This is a genomic window from Muricoccus pecuniae, assembly GCF_014199205.1.
Lineage (GTDB): Bacteria > Pseudomonadota > Alphaproteobacteria > Acetobacterales > Acetobacteraceae > Roseomonas > Roseomonas pecuniae.
Genome location: NZ_JACIJD010000004.1, coordinates 123,437 through 144,351, shown reverse-complemented (window position 1 = coordinate 144,351; position 20,915 = coordinate 123,437). Strand labels below are relative to the sequence as shown.

At 75.4% G+C, this 20,915-nt stretch carries 18 protein-coding genes and 1 pseudogene; 6 read left to right on the top strand and 13 right to left on the bottom strand.

Features of this window, described 5'->3' with window-relative positions:
- Positions 1-29 precede the first annotated feature (29 nt).
- The 13 genes and pseudogenes from FHS87_RS24170 to FHS87_RS05950 form a co-directional block, all read right to left on the bottom strand.
- On the bottom strand, positions 30-1,499 hold the full coding sequence (locus FHS87_RS24170) for a murein hydrolase activator EnvC family protein (protein WP_184514919.1): 1,470 nt from the start codon (positions 1,497-1,499) through the stop codon (positions 30-32).
- Entirely contained in the window at positions 1,496-3,040 is a 1,545-nt protein-coding gene (gene gpmI, locus FHS87_RS06005) for a 2,3-bisphosphoglycerate-independent phosphoglycerate mutase (protein WP_184514916.1), read from the bottom strand. The genes FHS87_RS24170 and gpmI overlap by 4 nt, the downstream gene beginning before the upstream one ends.
- An 86-nt stretch (positions 3,041-3,126) precedes the next feature.
- Positions 3,127-3,891 carry a class I SAM-dependent methyltransferase gene (locus FHS87_RS06000; RefSeq protein ID WP_184514914.1) on the bottom strand — a complete coding sequence of 255 codons (765 nt, stop codon included), beginning with the start codon at positions 3,889-3,891 and terminating at the stop codon, positions 3,127-3,129.
- Positions 3,892-3,955: 64 nt separating this feature from the next.
- A complete protein-coding gene (locus FHS87_RS05995; RefSeq protein ID WP_184514912.1) occupies positions 3,956-4,630 on the bottom strand; it encodes an NnrU family protein in 675 nt (224 codons plus the stop codon).
- 47 nt (positions 4,631-4,677) lie between these two features.
- Complete coding sequence (locus FHS87_RS05990; RefSeq protein ID WP_184514910.1) at positions 4,678-5,145, bottom strand: 23S rRNA (pseudouridine(1915)-N(3))-methyltransferase RlmH; 468 nt, start codon at positions 5,143-5,145, stop codon at positions 4,678-4,680.
- 240 nt (positions 5,146-5,385) lie between these two features.
- A pseudogene (gene rsfS, locus FHS87_RS23650) lies at positions 5,386-5,814 on the bottom strand (ribosome silencing factor); the annotation flags it as partial.
- Positions 5,815-6,822: 1,008 nt separating this feature from the next.
- Complete coding sequence (locus FHS87_RS05980) at positions 6,823-7,494, bottom strand: nicotinate-nucleotide adenylyltransferase (protein ID WP_184515173.1); 672 nt, start codon at positions 7,492-7,494, stop codon at positions 6,823-6,825.
- Between the two features lie 107 nt (positions 7,495-7,601).
- Entirely contained in the window at positions 7,602-8,489 is an 888-nt protein-coding gene (locus FHS87_RS05975) for a 2-keto-4-pentenoate hydratase (protein WP_184514907.1), read from the bottom strand.
- Between the two features lie 29 nt (positions 8,490-8,518).
- Positions 8,519-9,805, bottom strand: a complete 1,287-nt coding sequence (locus FHS87_RS05970) for a glutamate-5-semialdehyde dehydrogenase (protein ID WP_184514905.1) — start codon at positions 9,803-9,805, stop codon at positions 8,519-8,521.
- A gap of 82 nt (positions 9,806-9,887) precedes the next feature.
- Entirely contained in the window at positions 9,888-10,217 is a 330-nt protein-coding gene (locus FHS87_RS05965; RefSeq protein ID WP_184514903.1) for a hypothetical protein, read from the bottom strand.
- A gap of 28 nt (positions 10,218-10,245) precedes the next feature.
- Positions 10,246-11,403, bottom strand: a complete 1,158-nt coding sequence (proB, locus tag FHS87_RS05960) for a glutamate 5-kinase (protein WP_246418030.1) — start codon at positions 11,401-11,403, stop codon at positions 10,246-10,248.
- 112 nt (positions 11,404-11,515) lie between these two features.
- On the bottom strand, positions 11,516-11,698 hold the full coding sequence (locus tag FHS87_RS05955; protein ID WP_184514901.1) for a hypothetical protein: 183 nt from the start codon (positions 11,696-11,698) through the stop codon (positions 11,516-11,518).
- Positions 11,699-11,762: 64 nt separating this feature from the next.
- On the bottom strand, positions 11,763-13,331 hold the full coding sequence (locus tag FHS87_RS05950; protein WP_184514899.1) for a DHA2 family efflux MFS transporter permease subunit: 1,569 nt from the start codon (positions 13,329-13,331) through the stop codon (positions 11,763-11,765).
- A gap of 137 nt (positions 13,332-13,468) precedes the next feature.
- On the opposite strand from FHS87_RS05950, the gene FHS87_RS05945 reads away from it, so the two are divergent.
- From FHS87_RS05945 to FHS87_RS05920, 6 genes are all read left to right on the top strand, one after another.
- On the top strand, positions 13,469-15,505 hold the full coding sequence (locus FHS87_RS05945; protein ID WP_184514896.1) for an NAD(+) synthase: 2,037 nt from the start codon (positions 13,469-13,471) through the stop codon (positions 15,503-15,505).
- Between the two features lie 146 nt (positions 15,506-15,651).
- On the top strand, positions 15,652-16,005 hold the full coding sequence (locus tag FHS87_RS05940; RefSeq protein WP_184514895.1) for an HU family DNA-binding protein: 354 nt from the start codon (positions 15,652-15,654) through the stop codon (positions 16,003-16,005).
- A gap of 234 nt (positions 16,006-16,239) precedes the next feature.
- Complete coding sequence (locus tag FHS87_RS05935; RefSeq protein ID WP_184514893.1) at positions 16,240-17,727, top strand: replication protein RepA; 1,488 nt, start codon at positions 16,240-16,242, stop codon at positions 17,725-17,727.
- A 124-nt stretch (positions 17,728-17,851) separates the two neighbouring features.
- Positions 17,852-18,904, top strand: a complete 1,053-nt coding sequence (locus FHS87_RS05930) for a type III polyketide synthase (protein ID WP_184514891.1) — start codon at positions 17,852-17,854, stop codon at positions 18,902-18,904.
- 11 nt (positions 18,905-18,915) lie between these two features.
- Positions 18,916-19,626: a methyltransferase domain-containing protein gene (locus FHS87_RS05925; protein ID WP_184514889.1), complete on the top strand. Its 711-nt coding sequence runs from the start codon at positions 18,916-18,918 to the stop codon at positions 19,624-19,626.
- Positions 19,623-20,696 (top strand): FAD-dependent monooxygenase, encoded by a 1,074-nt coding sequence (locus FHS87_RS05920; protein ID WP_184514887.1) that lies wholly within the window; start codon positions 19,623-19,625, stop codon positions 20,694-20,696. The genes FHS87_RS05925 and FHS87_RS05920 overlap by 4 nt, the downstream gene beginning before the upstream one ends.
- The last annotated feature ends 219 nt before the right edge of the window (positions 20,697-20,915 follow it).

Genomic DNA, 20,915 nt, shown 5'->3' with positions numbered 1-20,915 from the left:
GCGGTTAACCAGAACTGCCCGCCCGAGGATCAGCCCCGCCCGGTCCAGCCGGCGGGGTCCACGGCCCGGCCGCCGCGCCGCAGCTCAAGGTAAAGCGACGCGCGGCCCCCGCCAGACCCTCCGGCGTTACCAACTGTACCCACCGCTTCCCCGGCCAGGACGCGCTGTCCGGGCTCTGCGTCCAACCGGTCGAGCCCGGCAAGGACAAAATGGTAGCCGCCGCCGCAATCCACAATCAACATTCGGCCATAGGAGCGAAACGGACCGGCGAAGACGACCCTTCCGCCACAGGGGCTGACCACCCTCGCCCCGGCGGGGGCGGACCAGGTCTGGCCGGTGGCGCCGCCATCCCCGAAATCCCGGCGGACCGAGCCGGCCACGGGGGCGCCGCGCGCAGGGCGGGGCTGGCTGGCGGCTTCCCGCGCGCGCTCCCGCGCCGCCTCCGCGCTCTCGCGGGCGGCGGCCGCGTCCCGCTCGGCTTCGCGCTCCGCCTCCCGCGCGGCGCGGGCCGCGGCCTCGCGCTCCGTGCGCTCCCGCAAAAGGGCCTCACGCTGGGTGGCGCTGCGGGCGGCGGCCTCGCGCGCCTCGGCCTCGCGGGCGCGGCCCTCGGCCTCGCGGCGGCGGGCCATGGCCTGGCGCTCCCGCGCTTCCGCCTCCCGGGCGCGCTCGGCGGCCTCGGCGCGCTCGCGGGCCTCCCGGGCCTCGGCCTCGCGCTCCAGCCGCTCCACCGCGCCGCGGAGGTCGCGCGCCCCGGCGGCGGCGAGGGCGGCGCGGCGGGCGGCGGCGGCCTCGCCCTCCCGGGCGGCGGCGCGGCGCTCGCGGGCCTCGGCGAGGGAGGCCTCCACCGCCTCCGCCGCGGCCTGGGCGGCGGCGCGGGCGGCGGCGAGCCGGGTCCGCTCGGCCTCCAGCGCGGCGGCGGCGCGGGTCGCCTTCTCCTGCGCGCTGCGATAGCCGGCGGCTTCCTGCCCGAGGCGCCGGGCGAGCCCGCGCAGGATCAGCGCCCCGCGCAGCGCCTCCTCCGGCGGGGCGGGGACGACGAGCAGCGTCTCGGCCGGCCAGAGGCCGAGGCGGCGCATGGCGGGAATCATCGGGGCCAGGGCCTCGGCGCGGCGGGCGAGGTCGGCCTCGGCCGCGTCCCGCGCGGCGCCGGCGGCCTCCAGCGCGGCCTCCGCCTCGGCCAGCGCGGCCTCGGCGGCGACGGCGCGGCGCCCGGCCTCGGCGCGGCGCTCGGCCAGGGCGCGCTCGGCGGCCTCGGCGGCGCGGGCGTCGCGGGCGCTGGCGGTGGCATCCTCCCGCGCGCGCTCGGCCTCGCGCTCCGCTTCCCCGAGGGCCTGCCTGTCAGGGGTGCGGTCGGGGGCGCGGGGCTGGGCGAGGGCGAGGGCGGGGAGGAGGGCGAGCAGGGCCAGCAGGCGCGGCGCCCCGCCGGCCCGCCCCCGTGCCGGCGGGCGGCGTGCCGCGCCGGGGGTACCGGGGGCGGCGCGCCGGCCGCTCGGGCTCAATCCGCGGCCTGGCCCATCAGGCTCCGCCCCGTCATCGCCGCGGGCTGCGGGAGGCCGAGCAGGGCGAGCATGGTGGGGGCGAGGTCGGCCAGCCGCCCGTCATGCAGCGCCATGTCGGGCGGGCCGCCGAGGAGCAGCACGGGCACGGGGTTCAGCGTGTGGGCCGTGTGCGGGGCGCCGGTGATGGGGTCCCGCATCATCTCGGCATTGCCGTGGTCGGCCGTGACGAGCAGCGCGCCGCCCGCATCCCGGATGGCGGCGACGATGCGGCCGAGCCCGGCATCCACCGCCTCGCAGGCGCGGATGGCGGCCGCGATGATGCCGGTGTGGCCGACCATGTCGGCATTGGCGAAGTTCAGCACGATCATGTCGTACTTCTCGGAGCGGATCGCCGCCTCGGCCTTCGCGGCCAGCTCGGGCGCCGACATCTCGGGCTGGAGGTCATAGGTCGCGACCTTGGGGGAGGGGACCATGATCCGCTCCTCGCCCGGGCTGGGCGTCTCGTCGCCGCCGTTCAGGAAGTAGGTGACATGCGGGTACTTCTCCGTCTCCGCCATGCGGAGCTGGGTGAGGCCCGCGGCCGAGACGGTGGGGCCGAGCAGGTCCGCCATGGATTGCGGCGGGAAGACCGTCTCGAGGAAGGCGTTCAGGTCGCCCGAATACTCGGTCAGGCCCACGGCGCCGCAGAGGGCGGGGTCGCGCGGGCGCTCGAAGCCCCGGAAGTCCGGGTCCACCAGCGCGGCCAGGATCTCCCGCACGCGGTCGGCGCGGAAGTTGAAGCAGAGCACGGCATCGCCGTCCTTCATGCCGTAGTAGCCGGACAGGACGGTGGCGGGGATGAACTCGTCGGTCTTGCCGGCCGCATGGGCCTGGTACACCGCCTCCGCGCCGCTGGCCGCGCCGGGCCAGCCCTGCGCGCCCTCGGCCATCACCATCGCGCGCCAGGCCTGGGAGACGCGCTCCCAGCGATTGTCGCGGTCCATGGCGAAGTAGCGGCCGGTGACGGTGGCCATGCGGGCGCCGGGCGGCAGCGCGGCCTCGAAGGCGGGGAGGGTGGTCGCGGCGTCCTCGGGCGGGGTGTCGCGACCGTCGGTCCAGGCATGGACGGCGACGGGGATGCCCTTCATCGCGAAGATGCGGGCGAGGGCGAGGCCGTGGTCCTGGTGGGAGTGCACGCCGCCGGGCGAGACGAGGCCGCAGAGATGCAGCGTGCCGCCCGTCTCGCGCAGCCGCTCGCCCAGGTTCACCACGGCGGGCAGGCCGGCGAGGGAGCCGTCCTCGATCGCCGCGCCGATGCGGGGAAGGTCCTGCATCACCACCCGCCCGGCGCCGATGTTGAGGTGCCCGACCTCCGAATTGCCCATCTGCCCCACGGGCAGGCCGACATCCGGGCCGCAGGTGCGGAGGAAGGCACGGGGGCAGGAGGCCCAGAGCTCGTCGAAGACGGGCGTGTCGGCGCGGGAGACGGCGTTGTCCGCCCCGTCCTCCCGCCAGCCCCAGCCGTCGAGGATGACGAGCATGACAGGCTTCGGGCGGGGCATGGGAGATCTCTCGGGCATGGCTGCCCGCGGCTTAACGCGACGCGGGCCGCGGGTCCACGCCCCGGAAGTTCACGTGAGGCCCAACGCTACGCGCGGGCCGTGTAGGCGCGGAACACCTCCAGCTCCGTCGCGCAGGACGGCGCGGTGAAGCCGGCATCCGACAGGGCGCCGAGGATGGTCCCGGCCGGGACGCAGGCCTCGATCGTCTCCCAGTAGTACTTCATCAGCTCCCCCGAGCGGTGCCGCGGGGCGGCGATCCAGCAGAGGGCGGGAATGGCGGCGCCCATGTAGAAGCGCTCGATCAGATGGGCGAGCCGGCTCTCCGGGCGCCCGATCTCCAGCAGCAGCACGGTGCCGCCGGGCCTGAGCACGCGGCGGTACTCCGCGAAGGCCGCGCCGAGATCGGCGACATGGCGCAGCGCGTAGCCCATGGAGAGGAAGTCCACGCTCGCATCGGGCAGCGGGATGCGCTCGGCGCGGCCCTGGATGAGGGTGACGCCGGGCAGCGACTTCCGCGCCTCGGCCAGCATCCCCTCGCTCGGGTCCAGCCCGGTGACGAGGGCGGGGTCGCCGGTGATGGTCACGGCCTGCCGCGCGACGAGCCCCGTGCCCACCGCCACGTCCAGCACCCGCATCCCCGGCCGCAGCCCGGCCTCCCGCAGCGCGCGGCGGCGGTAGCCCGGCCCGGTGCCGAGGGAGAAGATGCGGTCGATCCGGTCGTAATGCGGGGCGGTGGCGTCGAAGAGGGCGCGCACGAAGCCCTCCCGCTCCTCGGCCCGGGCGTAGCGATGGGCGAGGACGGGATGGGGGGCCGTGCCGCCCTGGCCGGCCTCGCTCGCGCTGCCCGTCATGTGTAGCCCCTTCCGGCCGGTGAACCGCCGAGGAATCGCAGGGCAGGGGCGCCCGCGCAAGGCTTCAGCGCGGGATGGGCGAGACGCCGAAGATCGCGGGGTGGAAATGCAGCATCGCCGCCCAGGCGACGAGCCCCACCAGCGCGGGCAGGGCCAGCTCCCGCCAGGCGATCCGGTTCCGCCCGGCCGCCACGGCGCCGAAGGGCAGGAGGGAGGTGCGCGAGGCGAAGCCCGCCCAGGCCGAGGGGTCCCGCGCCGCGACCTTGGCGTCGAGCGAGGGCATGCCGAGGGCCGCGGTCAGCAGGAAGGCGCCGAAGAAGACGAGGGAGGCGCTGTCCCCGTTGCCGATGACGTGCACCGCGCCCCAGAGGGCGAAGGCCCAGAGCATGGGGTGGCGCGTGATCCGCAGCACCCCGCGCGGCTCGGCCGAGAGGGCGGCGTTCTGGCCCACCGAGGTCGGGTTCCGCGCCATGAGGCTGCCGGCGAAGAGGATGAAGGAGGGCAGCATCACTGCCACCAGCACCCATCCGATCGCGGGCGGCACGGCCCAGAGCGGCACCGTCCCCGCATTGCGCCAGGCGAGCACCAGCAGGGTGATCGCAATCGCCGAGGCGATGGAGAAGGCGCCGCGGAACCCGCCCTCGCCGAGCCGGCGGACGAGGGCGGCGCGGGCGGAGGTGCCGGCGATGCCGACATGCAGCCCGATCCAGAGGACGGCCGCGAGGAGGAGGGCGGTCATGCCGGGAGACTGCGCCCGACGAGCCGGGGCGGCAACGATTCGGCGCCTTACCCCGGCCGCCAGGCCCGGTGATAGGGGTGGTTCGCCCGGATGCACTGCGCCCGGAACAGCGCCTCGGCCAGCAGGCCGCGCACGAGCATGTGCGGCCAGGTCAGGCGCCCGAGGGAGAGGCGGTGGTCGGCGCGGGCGAGCACCGATTCGTCCAGCCCCTCCGCGCCGCCGATGACGAAGGCGAGCGGCCGCGCGGCCTCGGCCCAGCGGGTGGTGAGGGCGGCCAGGCGCTCGCTGTCCGGCATCTCGCCGCCGAGGTCGAGGGCGATCGCCAGCGCCCCCTCGGGCAGGGCGGCGAGGATGGCCGCCCCCTCCCGCCGCCGGATCTCGGCGGGGGAGCCGCGCGCCTCCGCCAGTTCCCGCAGGGCAAGCGGCGGGCGGAGGCGGGCGTTGTGGTGCTCGAACAGCGCCGCCTCGGGCCCGCCGCGGGCGCGGCCCACGGCGAGCAGGAGGGGCGGGGCCATGCGGGGCTAGAGGGCCGTCCCGGCCCCTTCGCCGGTGTCGTCGAGGTCGTCGTCCTCGTCGATCTCCTCGTCGCCGGGATCGGCGTCGTCATCGCCGCCGAGGTCCATCGGGCTGTCCACGGCATCGCCGGGATCGACGACGTCGTCATCCGTGCCCCCGTCCTCTGTCCCGTCGAGCACGGAGCCGTCCGGCGTGTCGTCGGCCGCGGTGCCGCCGGGGGCGGGCATGCTGCTGTCCTCCGGCGCCGGGCTGTCCGGGCCCCACATGCGCTCCAGCGCGTAGTTCGCCCGCGCCTCCGGCTTGAAGAGGTGGATCACCACATCCCCGGCATCGAGCAGCACCCAGTCGGGCGAGGCCTCCGTCCGCAACCGGCGGATGCCGTGCTCGGCCAGCGCCTCCTCCACATGGCGCGCCATCGCCTCGATCTGCCGCTCGGCGAGGCCGGTGGCGACGATCATGCGGTCCGCGAAGGCGGAGCGGGTGGCAACGTCCAGCACCACCACGTTCTCGGCCTTGTCGTCCTCAAGGCTCGCCACGGCGGCCTGGACGAGCGCGTCCAGCCGGTCGGGGCTCGGGGCGGCGCGGGTCGGCGTGGCCTTGCCGCGCGGCTTCCTCGGGCCGGCGGCGGCGGCGCGCTTGCGCGGGGTGGGGGCGGAATCGACCTCCAACTCCGCGATGCGGGCAGCGTGGGTGTCGGCCACCTCGTCCGTGCGGCGCAGGCGGGCGGCGCGCGGCGCGGGCTCGGCGGCGGGAGAGCGCCTCGCCGTGCGAGGGGCCGCGGCGCGGGGCGCCTCCTCTGCCGGCGCATTGCCGCGCGGGGCGCGGGCCGGGGCGCGGCTGGCGCGGGGTGCCTCATCCTTCGGCGCGGCTGCCCGGCCGGCGCGGGCCGGGGCCGGCCTCGCCGCGGGACGCGCCCGCGCGGGGGCCTCCACCTCGGTGCGGGAGGACCGGCGGGGCGCGGCCTCCTCCCGCGCGGGGGCGGAGCGGGCCGGGGCCGCCTTGCGCGCGGCGGTGCCGCGGCTGGCCGCGGCCGGGCTGCGGGTGGCGGCGCCGCGTGCCGGCGCGGCGGGCTTCGCCCGCGAGGGCGTGTCAGCCTTGGTGCGCGACGGCGCGGCCGGCTTGGCGCGGGAGGCCGGGGTCTTCGCGACGGGCGCCTTGGCGCGCGTCGCCGCCGGCTTCGTGCGGGAAGCGGGCGCGCGGGAGGCCGCAGGAGCCGCCTTGGCGCGAGACGGCGCGGCGGGCTTGGCGCGGGACGGCGCCGGCTTCGCGCGGGAAACGGGGGCGCGGGAGGCGGGCGCAGCCTTGGGCGTCGGCTTGCGCGCGGCGGGTGCCTTCGCCGCCGGCTTCGCGCGGCTGGGCGCTGCCGGCTTCGCCCTGCTGGCGGCAGCGGGCTTCGCGCGGGAGGGCGCGGCGGGCTTGGCGCGGGAGGGCGCGGCAGGCGTCGCCCGCGCGGGCGCGTCAGCCTTGGCCCGCGACGGCGCGGCCGGCTTGGCGCGGGAGGCTGGGGCCTTCGCGGCGGGTGGCTTCGCCCGGCCCGCGTCGGGCTTGGCGGCGCCCGCACGGCCGGCGGGGGCCTTTCGGGCGCCGGTGCCGCGGCGGTTCGGCTCGGCGGGGTCCTTCGGGGTGCGGGCCATGGCTCGCCTCTCCTTTGTCGTGGCGCCTCGCGGCGCGAGGGTTCAGTGCGCGGGGGCCGGCGCGCCCTGTCGGGGCGCCGGAAGGGATGGTGGTGAATGGCCGGGCGCGGCCGCGGTTGCGTTCGCCCGGAGCGCGCGGATCGCGGTGGCGCTGGCGGGGTGCTCGCGCGCCGGGACGAGGCACCAGGCCGCGTGGCCCCGCGGTGCCCCGGCCAGCAGGGCGCTGCAGGGGCGGCGGTAGCGGCGCAGCACGGCGGCGGCCGGCCCGTCCAGCGCGCGGCGGGTGTAGCCTGGGCGGGGCAGCACCGCCATGGGGGTGCCGCGCGCGAGCTTCCGCCAGCGCCGCCAGCGCGGGAGCTGGACCATGTTGTCCGCCCCCATGATCCAGACGAACTCCGCATGCGGGAAGAGCTGGCGCAGCCGGGAGAGGGTGCGCTCCGTCTCCCGCAGGCCGAGCCGGGCCTCCACGTCCACCGCGATCACGCGCCGTCCGTCGGCGATGCGGCGGGCGGATTCCAGACGCTCCCCGAAGGGCGCCATCCCGGCGCGGGGCTTCAGCGGGTTGCCCGGCGAGACGAGGAGCCAGACCTCGTCCAGCCGCAGGGCGTGGCGCGCCATCTCGGCGACGTGCCGGTGGCCGGGATGGGCGGGGTTGAAGGAGCCGCCGAGCAGCCCGATCCGCACGCGCCGCCCATCGCCCCACTTGCCCGGCACGCGATGCGCGGGCGCGGGGGTGTGGGCGGGCGCCTTCTCGCGTCCGGCCGGGGGAACGGGGGGCGGCACGGGGGCCTATCGCCCCCGCCCGGGGGCGGCCGGGCGGATCAGGGCGTGCGCACCGAGACGGTCAGGGGCCGGTCCGCCAGCCCCTCATAGGTGGCGGTGACGGTGCGCCCGGCCTCCGTCGGCAGGGCGGGGGAGAAGCCGCCGAGCGAGATCAGCTCCCCGGCCCGGAGCCGCCGGCCGTCCCGCTTCAGGTCTTCCACCAGCCAGGGAATGACGTTCAGCGGGTGGCCGAGCAGCGCCGTGCCGGGGGCGCGGGACAGCTCCTTCTGGTCGGTGGCGAGGGTGACGGTCATGCTCGCCAGCCGCGCCGCGAAGTCGGACGTGGCCTGGACGGGGATCGCCTCCCCCAGCACGCCGAGCCGCGCGCCGACATTGATGGCCACGAGGTTCGGCCCGTTCATCCCGCCGGGGGCGAGGACGAGGTCCGGCATCTCGATGAAGGGGATCACCTGGTCGAGGTGGCGCAGGATGGCGACATGGTCCGCCCCGGCCTCGTTGATGCCCTCGTCCCTCACGCGCACCAGCAGGTCGCTCTCCACATTCGGCACGGCGGCGAAGGCGGCGGGGATCTCGGCGGGCTTCTCCGCCGTGCCCTGGGCGCGCACGGTGGCGTGGAAGATCGTGCCGCGCACGGGGTTGGGAATGCCGAAGCGCTGCTGGGCCGCGGCATTGGTGAGCCCGACCTTGTAGCCCGCCGCCGGGCCGTGATGCTGGGCGAGGATCGCCACCAGCTTCTCCCGGGCGCAGGGCGCGTCCTCCATGGAGAGGCCGGCATAGGGCTGGGCGGGGGTGCGGCTCAGGATGCTGCTCGCCATGCGCGCGACATCGGCGTCCGATGGGCAGGCAGCCTTTGCCTCCCCGATGCCGAGAGCGAGGGCCGTGACGGCCAGGAGCGTGGCGCGGCGCATCTCTTGTTCCCTTCCCATGGGCCCGGGATTTCCCGTGGCGGGCCGGATCAGGGGCGAATCTGCCCGGTCCCGATCACATGGTAGCGCCAGGTGCAGAGCTGCTCCAAGCCGACGGGGCCGCGCGCGTGCAGCCGGCCGGTGGCGATGCCGATCTCCGCGCCGAACCCGAACTCGCCCCCGTCGCAGAACTGGGTGGAGGCGTTCCAGATGCCGACCGCCGAGCCGAGCCCGTCGAGGAAGCCCTGTGCCGCCGCCTCGTCCCCCGTGATGATCGCCTCCGTGTGCTCGCTGCCGTGGCGGCGGATATGGGCGAGCGCGCTCTCCACCCCGTCCACCACCGCGATGTTGAGCACCGCGTCGAGCCATTCCGTGGAGAAGTCCGCCTCCGTCGCGGGCTTAAGCCCGGGGAGGATCGCGCGCGCGGCCTCGTCGGCGCGGAAGTCGCAGCCGAGCGCGCGGAGGTCATCGACGAGGAGGGGCAGGAGCGAGGGGGCCACGGCGCGGTCGATCAGCAGCGTCTCCGTCGCGCCGCAGACGCCGGTGCGGCGCATCTTCGCGTTGGCCAGCACGCTCCGCGCCATCGCCGGATCGGCAGCGGCGTGGACATAGGTGTGGCAGAGCCCCTCGGCATGGGCGAGCACGGGCACCCTCGCCTCCTCCATCACCCGCGTCACCAGCCCCTTGCCGCCGCGGGGGATGATGAGGTCGATCAGCCCGGCCGCGCCGAGCATGGCGGCGACGAAGGCGCGGTCCGTGTTGGGGGCGGTGCTGACGCAGGCCTCGGGCAGGCCGGCGGCGCGCAGCCCTTCCAGGATGCAGGCATGGATGGCGGCGGCGCTGTTCAGGCTCTCCCGCCCGCCGCGCAGGATCACGGGGCTGCCGGCCTTGAGGCAGAGGGCGGCGGCGTCCGCGCCGACATTCGGGCGGCTCTCGTAGATCATGCCGACCACGCCGATGGGCTGGGCCACGCGGCGGATCACCAGCCCGTTCGGGCGCGTCCACTCCGCCAGTACGCGGCCCACGGGGTCGGGCAGGGCGGCGATCTCCTGCACCCCGCGCGCCATGGCCTCCACCCGGGCGGGGGTGAGGGTGAGGCGGTCCCGATAGGCATCCGTCAGCCCCGTGGCGGCGGCGAGGTCGGCGGCGTTGGCGGCCAGGATCTCCGCCTCCCGCGCCCGCAGCGCGGCGGCGGCGGCGAGCAGCGCGCGGTCCTTCACCTCCCGCGGGGCGCGGGAGAGAACCGTCGCGGCGTCGCGCGCGGCGCGGGCGGCGCCCTCCAGCGCGGCGCGGGCGATGCCGGCGGCATCCTTCGCGGGGTCGTTGATCGCGTTCATGGCGCCATCGGTAGCGCCGCGGGGCCGGGAGGGGAAGCGCCGCGATGCCGCGCGCCACGGCGAATCGCGGCGGGAGCGGCCGCTAGCGCGGCTTCGCCATGCCCCCCATCTTCGCGAAGACCTGGTTGTCCTTGTTCTGCTGCATCAGCATCGTGAAGCTCGGGATCTTCTCGAAGCCCAGGCCCTGGGGCAGGCCCGTCTCGGGATCGGGCTGGATCTTGGCGTAGCTCTCGCCGGAGATCTTCTCCCACTTCCCCGCCGGCTTCTTCACCTCCAGATTCGCCACCGTCGCCTTGAGGACCATCCTCACGATGGCCTCCTTGGGCGCCGACGGCCTGGTCAGGCTCGGGGCGCCCGCCATCATCTGCCAGCCATTGGCCAGCGCCCAGGCGGTCAGCTCGTCCTTGTCCATCGTGGCGGACCCTTCATGCGTTCGGCGCTCAGACGAGCACCATGTCGTCCCGGTGGATGATCACGTCCCGGCCGCGCCAGCCGAGGACCGCCTCGATCTCCGCGCTCCGGCGGCCGGCGATGCGGCGGACGCTGTCGGAATCGTAAGCGGAGAGGCCGCGCGCGAGTTCCCGCCCGTCCGGCGCGCGCACGCTGACGGCATCGCCGCGCTCGAACTCGCCCTCCACCCCCCGGACCCCGGCGGGAAGGAGGGAGCGGCCCTCGGCGAGCGCCCGGGCGGCGCCCTCGTCCACCACCAGCCGGCCGAGCGGGGCGAGGGAGCCCGCGATCCAGCTCTTGCGGGCCGAGCGCCCCTCGGGCGAGGGCAGGAACCAGGTGGTGCGGGCGCCCTCCAGCACGGCGGAGAGCGGGTGGGGCGCCTTGCCCAGCGCGATGGCCATGGCGCAGCCCGCGCCGGTGGCGATGCGGGCCGCGATCAGCTTCGTCCGCATCCCGCCCGAGGAGTAGCCGGGCGGGGGATCGCCGCCCATGGCCATCACCTCCTCCGTCAGCCGCTCGACCACGGGGATGTGGCGGGCCTCGGGGTCGCGGCGGGGATCGGCCGTGTAGAGGCCGTCGATATCCGAGAGCAGGACCAGCGCGTCGGCCTCGATCATCTCGGCGACGCGCGCGGCAAGGCGGTCGTTGTCGCCGAACCGGATCTCGGCGGTGGCGACGGTGTCGTTCTCGTTGATGACGGGGACGCAGCCGAGATGCAGGAGCGTCTTCAGCGTCTCCCGCGCATTGAGGTAGCGGCGGCGGTCCTCGCTGTCCTCCAGGGTCAGCAGCACCTGGGCGGCGGTCATGCCATGGGCGGCGAGCGCCGATTCCCAGGCCCCGGCCAGGCGGATCTGCCCCACGGCGGCGGCCGCCTGCTTCTCCTCCAGCCGCAGCGCGCGGCGGGTGAGGCCGAGGGCGTGGCGGGCCAGGGCGACCGCGCCGGAGGAGACGAGCACCACCTCCGCCCCGCCCGCGCGCAGCCGCGCGGCATCGGCGGCGACGGAGGCGAGCCACTCGGCGCGCGGCGCCGCCGTCCCGGGGTCCACCACCAGGGCGGAGCCGATCTTGACGACGATGCGCTTCGCGCTGGCGAGGGACGGGGTGGCCATGGGCGCCGCGTTATCACGCCGCGCGCGGGGGCGCGACATCGCGGGGAGCCCGAGGGCGCGACATTACGGGGCACCCGGGACCGTGACATCACACCACGCGCCACGGCGCGACGGGCGGGCGGCGCCCCCCCGGCCAGGCGAGGGCGCGGCTTCAGGCCCCGCGTGGCCCGGCAGGGCCAGGTCCGCTGGTGGGCTCCTGCACGGCCTCGTCCTCGGCGGTCTCCATCTTCTCCTCGGCCGGGCGGGTGGTCTTGCGGACCTCCTCCTCCGGGCCGACGCGGTGGCGCTCGTAGCGCAGGCGCCGCTCCTCCTCCGTCTCCTCGTGGTCGCTCATGCCATCGGTCCTCCGGTCTGCGGGGCGGGAACGTGCGCGGGCGGCGCCGGTTCAGCCTCCGCCTTCACGCCGCCTTCTCCTCCACCCGGTCGCGCAGCACCTGCTCGGGCAGGCCGAGGACGAGGAGGAAGGCGGCCGTCATCACCACGGCGCTGAGGGTGAAGCAGCCCGTCAACGCGTGGCGATAGACACCCGCGAGCTGGGCGTGCTGCTCGGGGGAGAGATTGGCGATCGCGTCGGCGCCGCCGCGGGTGAGCCCCTCCACGTCCACCGGCCCGGCCAGCCGGGCGGAGAGGATGGCGCCCGAGGCCGCGACGCCCACCGCGCTGCCGAGCGAGCGAACGAAGGTCATCGCCCCCGTCGCGGCGCCCAGCTCCTTCTGGGCGACCGCGTTCTGCACGGCGGTGGTCAGGTTGGGCATCCCCATCCCCATGCCGAGGCCGAGCGCGCCGAGGGCGAAGAGGAACATCCAGGGGGGCGCCGCCGTCCAGGCGAGGAGGGCGAGGGCGCAGAGGGCCACCGCCTCCAGCAGGAGCCCGGCCATGAGGAAGGCCTTGTTCCGGCCCAGCCGGGCCGCGGCACGGCCGCCGAGGACGGAGCTGAGCACCATGCAGCCGACCTGCGGCAGCATCATCAGCCCCGCATGGGCCGGGTCCATCCCGAGGACGAGCTGGAAGAAGAGGGGGAGGAAGACCGTGGAGCCGAGCATGGCGAAGGTCATCATCCCGCTCACCGCCACGCCGCGGGCGAAGACGGGGTTGCGGAAGAGGCCGAGGCGGATGAGCGGCGCCTCCGTGCGGGTCTCCCGCCAGAGGAAGGCGGCGATGAGGACGACCACCAGCGCCGCCATGCCCGCGGCGGCGGCCGAGGCCCAGGGGAACTGCACCCCGCCCCAGGTGAGCAGGAGCAGGAGCGCGGTGGTGCCGGCCGCCATCAGCGCGGTGCCCACGAGGTCCAGGGGCCGTGGCTTGGCGGCCCGCGGCGTGCGCAGCCCGAAGCCGATGAGAAGGAGGGCCACCGCCCCGAGCGGCAGGTTCACGTAGAAGACCCAGCGCCAGGAGAGGGTGGAGGTGATGATCCCGCCCAGCAGCGGCCCGGCCACGCTGGCCAGGGCGAAGGTGCCGGTGAAGAGGCCCTGGTAGCGAGGCCGGTCGCGGGGGGCGACGACATCCCCGACCGAGGCCTGGGCCAGCACCAGCAGCCCGCCCGCGCCCAGCCCCTGGAGGGCGCGGAAGAGGATCAGCTGCACCATCGAGTCGGCCGTGCCGCAGAGAAGGGAGCCGGCGAGGAACAGGACGATGGAGACGAGGAACAGGCGCCGCCGCCCGTAGGTGTCCGACAGCGTGCCGTAGACCGGGGTGGTGACGGTGGAGGACAGCATGAAGGCCGTGACGACCCAGGAGAGATGGGCCATGCCGCCGAGGTCGCTCACCATCCGGGGCAGGGCGGCGTTGACGATGTTCTGGTCCAGCGCCGCCAGCAGCATGCAGACGAGCGCCCCGGCGAGGACGGTGCGCTTCGGGACGGGCTTCCCGGCGCCCTCGCTGGCGGGAGTGGCCTGATCGCTCGGGGAAGCGATGTCCGGCGCGGCATCCGCCGGGGTGGTCTGCATGCGAAGAAGCGCGTCGGGCATTCGGCCTGGTTCCGGTCGGGGCGGCGCGGCCAGGCGCGGCGCGGAGAGGTAGGACGCGGCGGGGCGCCTTGCGCCCGTGGCCGCGGGAGCGATGATGCCCTTCCTCAACGCGGCCCGTCCTGGATCGTTCAGCCCCCATGAGCTTCCACGCCCTCTACCGCCACGGCTTCGCCCGGCTGGCCGCCTGCACCACCCGCACCACCCTCGCCGACCCCGAGGCGAATGCGACCGCCATCCTCTCCGCCGCCCGGGAGTGCCACGCGCGCGGCGCGGCGGTGGCCGTCTTCCCCGAGCTCGGCCTCTCCGGCTACTCGATCGAGGACCTGCTGCTGCAGGACGTGCTGCTGGACGCCGTGGAGGAGGCGGCGGCGCGCATCGTCTCGGACTCCGCCGCGCTGATGCCGCTGCTGCTCGTCGGCGCGCCGCTGCGCCATGCCGGGCGGGTCTACAACTGCGCGCTCGCCATCCATCGCGGCCGGCTGCTCGGCGTGGTGCCGAAGATCCACCTGCCGAACTACCGCGAGTTCTACGAGCGCCGCTGGTTCGCCTCCGGCGCGGGCACGGAGGGCGGCACGATCCGCGTCGGCGGCATCGAGGCGCCCTTCGGCCCCGACCTCATCTTCGATGCCGAGGACGTGCGCGGCCTCACGGTCCACGCGGAGATCTGCGAGGACCTCTGGGTGCCGGACCCGCCGAGCAATGCGGGCGCGCTGGCCGGCGCGCTGGTGCTCGCCAATCTCTCGGCCAGCAACATCACCGTGGGCAAGGCGGACACGCGGCGGCTGCTCTGCGCCTCGCAATCCGCGCGCTGCCTCGGCGCCTATGTCTACGCCGCCGCCGGGGCGGGAGAGTCCACGACCGACCTCGCCTGGGACGGGCAGGTCTCCATCTTCGAGAACGGCGCGACGCTCGCCGAGAGCGACCGCTTCCCCGCCGGCCAGCAGATGGTGATCGCCGACACCGACCTCGACCTCCTGCGGCAGGAGCGCGCGCGGCAGGGCACCTTCGACGACAACCGCCGCATCCACGCGCGCCCCTTCCGCCGCGTCGCCTTCCGCCTCGATCCCCCGATGGACGACATCGGGCTGGAGCGGCGCGTGGAGCGCTTCCCCTTCGTGCCGGCCGATCCCAAGCGCCTCGACCAGGACTGCTACGAGGCCTACGCGATCCAGGTCTCCGGCCTCGTGCAGCGGCTCGGCGCGATCGGGCATCCGAAGATCGTCATCGGCGTCTCGGGCGGGCTGGATTCGACCCAGGCGCTGATCGTCGCGGCCCGTGCGATGGACCTGATGCAACGGCCGCGCACGGACATCATCGGCTTCACCATGCCGGGCTTCGGCACGAGCGAGGGCACGAAGTCCAGCGCGCACCGCCTCATGGCCGCGCTCGGCATCACCGCGCGCGAACTGGACATCCGCCCGGCGGCCACGCAGATGCTCAGCGATCTCGGCCACCGCTTTGCCGGCGGCGAACCCGTCTACGACGTGACCTTCGAGAACGTGCAGGCCGGGCTCCGCACCGACTATCTCTTCCGCGCGGCGAACAACGAGAACGGCATCGTCCTCGGCACCGGCGACCTCTCGGAACTCGCGCTGGGCTGGTGCACCTATGGCGTGGGCGACCAGATGTCGCACTACAACGTCAATGGCGGCGTGCCCAAGACCCTCATCCAGCACCTCATCCGCTGGGTGGCGGAGGAGGGGATCTTCGCGGCCGAGGTGTCGGACGTGTTGCGGGACGTGCTCTCGACCGAGATCTCGCCCGAGCTGGTACCGGCGGATGCGAGCGGCGCGATCCAGAGCACGGAGGCGAAGATCGGCCCCTACGGACTGCAGGACTTCAATCTCTTTTACATCCTGCGCTACGGCTTCCGGCCCTCCAAGATCGCCTTCCTCGCCCATCACGCCTGGGGCGATGCCGCGCGCGGCGCTTGGCCGCCTCATTTCCCGGAGGCGCGGCGCGCGGCCTACGACCTGCCCACGATCCGCCGCTGGCTGGAGGTCTTCCTCTCCCGCTTTTTCGGCTTCGCCCAGTTCAAGCGCTCCGCCCTTCCCAACGGGCCGAAGGTGGCGGCCGGCGGCTCCCTCTCCCCCCGGGGGGACTGGCGCGCTCCGTCGGACGGAACGGCGACGGCCTGGCTGGCCGAGCTGCGCCGCAACGTGCCGGAGGGTTGATGGCCGGCGGGCCGATTCGCGCGGGGCGGGTGTTGCGCGGATGCCGATTTGGCCCGGTTTCATTGAGTAAAAGCGCCATGCCTATTGTTGGCCCGCTCGCTTCGTGGTGATTTCCCGCCATCACGCGCAACAGACAGGCGGATCACATGGCAAAGGCAGCGGCAACCAAGGCGCCCGCGGCGAAGGCTCCTGCGGCAAAGGGCGAGGCGAAGGCCGCGGCCCCCGCGGTCGTGAGCCTCAAGCAGCTCGCGGCCTCCCTCGCGGAGAGCCACGAGATGCCCAAGAAGCAGGCTGAGACCCTCGTCAACGACTTCGTGCAGTCCCTCGCCGACCACCTGAAGGAAGGCGCGAAGATCCGCATCAACGGCCTCGGCATCCTTGAGGTGAAGTCGCGCCCGGCCCGCACCGGCCGCAACCCCGCGACGGGCGAGCAGATCCAGATCGCCGCCTCCAAGAAGATCGCCTTCCGCCCGGCCAAGGAGCTGAAGGAGGCCGTCTGACGGCCCGGGGCCTAACGGCCTGGGGCGGCGGCTTCCCTGCCGGGAGCCGCCGCCCTTTCTTGATCTCCGCGCGAACGAACCCTTCGCCGCGCCCCCGGAACTCCGGCCCCTTCCTTCCGGGCCTCCGGTCTTGCCCCCGCGCTGCGCCGCGATTATTTGGGTGAGGACCCGGCCGCCACCTATCCGGCACCTGCCACGCGGCCATCACTCTTTCCGAGTTCCGATACCAGCCGCATGACGTCCCCCACCGATCCAGCCGTCACGGCGGAGTCCGATCGCGCGTCCGCGCCCGAATCCGTGCTGTGGCACCACGCCGCCTTCTGCCGCCTCGGCCTGCCGGTCGAGCCGCGGAACGAGGCTTGGCGTCGGGACGGCGCGGGCGCCTCGCTGCGCATCACCCCCGGCACGGCCGGCGAGATGCTGCCTGATGGCCCGGGCCTCCGCCTCATCCTTGCCTTCCTCTGCGACACGGCGCTGCGCGCCGGCGGCCCGACCGTCTCGCTCGGGGCCGATGCCGCCGCTCTCGCCGCGACGATGGGCTTGGCCCCCGGCGCGGCCGCCCCGCTGGCCGAGCAGGTGGAGCGCCTTCTCGCCGCCAAGATCACCGCCTCCGTCGATGACGGGCCGGAGCTCTCGGTGCTCGATGCCCGCAGCCGCCCGCGCGGCGGCGGCTGGCCCGCGAACCTGAAGCTGAACGCGCGCTTCCTCGCCAGCCTGTCCGAGCACCCCGTGCCGCTGGACCGCGCGATCCTGCGCGCCCTTTCCGGCTCGGCCGAGGCGATGGACGCGCATGGCTGGACGCGGGAGGCCCTGGCGCGCGCCGGGGAGGACGCCACCGTCACCGCGCCCTGGCCCGAGCTGATGGCCCGGTTCGGCGAGCCCGACGGGGAGCCCGCCGCCTTCCGCGAGGCGTTCGAATCCGCCCTTCGCCTCGTGTTCGAGGCCGATCTCTCGATCGAACTGGCGGTGGACGACGAGGGCGTGAGCCTGCGCCGCGCCCGCCCGGAGGAGGCCGCGGCGCCCGAGCCCGCGCAGCCCGAGCCCGCCCCGGTTGCAGCCGCACCGGTTGCCCCGCCGCTCGCGGCCGAGCCCGCCCCGGCGCCGCGCCCGCCCGAGCCGGCCCCGCAGGCACCGCCCCGCGCCGAGGAGGCTCGCCCGCACGAGGACCGCTCCCGCGAGGAGCGGCCCCGGGACGACCGCCAGCGTGAGGACCGGCAGCGCGACGACCGCCCTCGCGAGGATCGCCGCGCTCGCCGTGACGAGGACGAACGCCGTCCCCGCAGGGACGAGGAGGAGCGCCGTCCCCGCCGCGATGACGAGGACCGTCGCCCCCGTCGGGAAGATGATGACCGCCGTCCCCGCCGGGACGAGGCAGGGGAGGGCGGGGCCACGGACGCGATCGTGGACGACATGATCCGCCTCCGCTCCCACCTGACCGGCCTGCCCCAGGTGGTCTGGCTCCGGCGCGGGCACGGGGACGAGAACATCCTCGTCGGCGTCACCCCGGGCACGCGGCTGGATACGGAGCGGCTGACGATCCTGATGGTGGAGCCGATCGTCATGCAGGTCAGCGGCGGCCTGGGGCAGAGCGACTTCGAGCGCGTCTCGGCCTGGGTCATGGCCAATCGCGACCTGATCGACGAGTTCTGGGAGGGCGGCATCGCCTCGGCCGAGGAGGTCACCCGCCGCGTCCGCAAGGCGCCCGGCCCGAGCTGGCGTTGAACGCGCCGTTCACGGAACGGGTTGAACGCGCCGTTCACGGAACGGGTCAGCGCGGCGTTCACGAAACGAGGGGCCGCGCCGCGCGCCCCTCACAATTCCGGCCGCCGTCCCGACCTGTGGGGGGATGGCGCCCGTCTTCCTGAACCGCATCGGCACGGCCAACCCGGGCCATGAGGTGCACGGCACCTTCCGCGCCTTCGCGGAAGCCCTGATCCCCGAGGGGCGCGAGCGCCGCCTCTTCTCCCGCATGGCGGACCGCGCCGGCATCGCCCGCCGCTGGAGCGTGCTGCGCCCCGATGGCCGGCCGGGCCTGGTGGATGCGGAAGGGTTCTACGTCCCCGGCGCCTTCCCCCGGACCGGCACCCGCATGGCGCGCTGGGAGGCCGAGGCGCCGGCCCTCGCCTTCGCCGCGCTCGAATCCCTCGGCCCCGTGAGCGGCATCACCCATCTCATCACGGCCTCCTGCACCGGCTTCGCGGCGCCGGGGCTGGACCACGCGATCAGCGACCGCCTCGGGCTGGACGAGACGGTGGCGCGCACGAATATCGGCTTCATGGGCTGCCAGGCCGCGATCGTCGCCCTCCGCGCCGCGCGGGACGCCGTGCGGGCCGATCCCGCCGCCCGCGTGCTGGTGGTCAATCTCGAACTCTGCACCCTCCACCTGCAGGAGCGGCCGGAGGTGGAGCAGCTCCTCTGCTTCCTCCTCTTCGGGGATGGCTGCTCGGCCGCCCTCGTCAGCGCCGATCCCGAGGGGCTGCGGCTGGACGGCTTCCGCTGCGCCCTGCTGCCGGAGGCGCGGGAGCAGATCGCCTGGCGCGTGGGCGACAGCGGCTTCGACATGGTGCTCTCCGGCGAGGTGCCGAAGAGCCTCGCCCGCGCCCTGCCGCCGCGCCTGCCCGCGCTGCTGGAGGGGAAGGAGGCGGCGGCCTACGATCTCTGGGCCGTCCATCCCGGCGGGCGCTCGGTGCTGGACGCGGTGGAGGAATCCTGCCGCCCGCCCGGGGGCGCGCTGGCGGCCTCCCGCGCGGTGCTGGAGGGGCACGGGAACATGTCCTCTCCCACCGTCATGTTCGTGCTGCGCGACATGATCGCGGCGGGGGAGGCGGGGCGGCGGGGCATCGCCATGGCCTTCGGCCCCGGCCTCTCGGCCGAGACCATGCGCTTCGCGACCGTCTGAGGGGGCGGCCGATGCTGCGCGCGCGATCCCTGGCGCCGGAGATCATGGACGACGCGGCGCAGGACTTCGCCGCCTTCTCCTCCGCCCTGCGCGACCTCGAGCGCATCAACCGCATGAGCCTCGCCTACCGCCCCACCCTCCGCTGGCTGGACGCGCTGGCCCGGCGGACGGGGGTGCGGCGGATGAGCGTGCTGGATGTGGGCGCGGGCGGCGGGGACATGCTCGCCCGCGTCGCGGACTGGGGCGCGCGGCGAGGCGTGGCGCTGGAGCTGGCGGCGCTGGACCGCTCGCCCCACGCGGCCGTCCATGCGCGGGCGCGGCATCCCGGCCTGCCCGTGCGCTGGATCACCGCCGACCTCTTCGACCTCGACCCCGCCGAGCGCTTCGACGCCGCTATCTGCGCCCTCTTCGCCCATCACCTGGAGGACGAGCTGCTGGTGCGCTTTCTCCGCTGGATGGAGGCGCGGGCGCGGCTGGGCTGGCTCGTCAGCGACCTGCATCGCCACCCCATCCCCTGGGCAACGGTCTGGGCCGGGGTGCGGCTGCTGCGGATGGACCCGATGGTGGTGCATGACAGCACGGTCTCCATCGCCCGCGGCTTCTCCCGCGCCGATTGGGAGGGGCTGGTCGCGCGGGCGGGGGTGAGGGCGGAGCTGCGCTGGGCCTTTCCCTTCCGCTGGACCCTCTCGGGTGCCCCTCTCCCGGATGCTGGCCGTCCGTGACCGATGTGCTCGTCCTGGGCGGCGGGCCGGCCGGGGCGGCGGCGGCCATCGCCCTCGCGCGCGGCGGGGCGCGGGTGACCCTGGTCGAGCGCGAGGCGGCGGCGCGGGAGAAGGTCTGCGGCGAGTTCCTCGGCCCCGATGCCGCGCGGCTGCTGGAGGGGCTGGGCCTCCCGCTTCCCGGCCTCGGCGCCCTGCCCATCGGTGCCGCGCGCCTCGCCGCCGGGAGGCATGAGGCCGGCTGGGACCTTCCCTTCCAGGCATGGAGCCTGCCCCGCGCCGTGCTGGACGAGGCCCTGCTCGCCGCCGCCTCGGAGGCCGGCGCGCGGGTGCTGCGGGGCCGCGCCGTTTCCGCCGCGGCGCGGGACGGGGAGGGATGGAGCGCCCGCCTCTCCGACGGCGCGGTGCTGCGGGGCGCGGCGCTGGTGCTGGCGACAGGCAAGCACGAGCTGCGCGGCCATGCCCGCCGCGCCCCGGGCGGGATGGTCGGGCTGAAGCTGCCGCTGCGCCTGGCCGCGCCCATGCCGGAGGAGGTGCTGCTGCTCCCCTTCGCCGGGGGCTATGCCGGTTTCCAGCCGCGCGCGGGGGGAGGGGCGAATCTCTGCTGCGCGCTGGACGCCGCCGGGCGGGAGGCGCGGGACCCGGCCGCGCTCCTCGCCCGCGTCTCCGGCGGCTCGGCCCTGGCCGCCCGGCTGCTGCGCGGCGCCGAGCCCCTGGCCACGCGGCCGCTGGCCGTGGCGGGCGTTCCCTACGGCTTCCGCCACCGCGACACGGCCGGGGAGGTGGCTCCCTACCGGATCGGGGACCAGTTCGCGGTGATCCCCTCCCTCGCCGGGGACGGGGTGGCCATGGCCCTGGCCGGCGGCGCGGAGGCGGCGGCGGCGATCCTCTCCGGCCGGCCCGCCACGGCTTTCCACGCGGCGCTGGACCGCCGCCTCGGCCGCCCGATGCGCTGGGCCGGGCTGCTGGCCGGGTTGCTGGAGAGGGCTCCCGGCACGCTGGCCCTGGCCGCCGGCCTCTCTCCCGCCCTGGCCCGCGCCGCCGCCTCCCGCACCCGCCTCCCCGGAATCTGAACCCTCGGGGCGGGCCAGTGGGCAGCCATCGCCACAGCAACGCCACGAGCGCGCGCCATGCCGGGGCCGACAAGATCGGGCTGCCGAACCTTGGCGCTGCATCGCGAAGATTTCGCTGGGCGCTTCACCGCAGCGCGAAAATTTGTTACGCTCACAATATCGAGAGCGAGCATCTTTGATCGGGGGAGGCGAGCATCGGCAAGGGTGGCGGGACGAAGC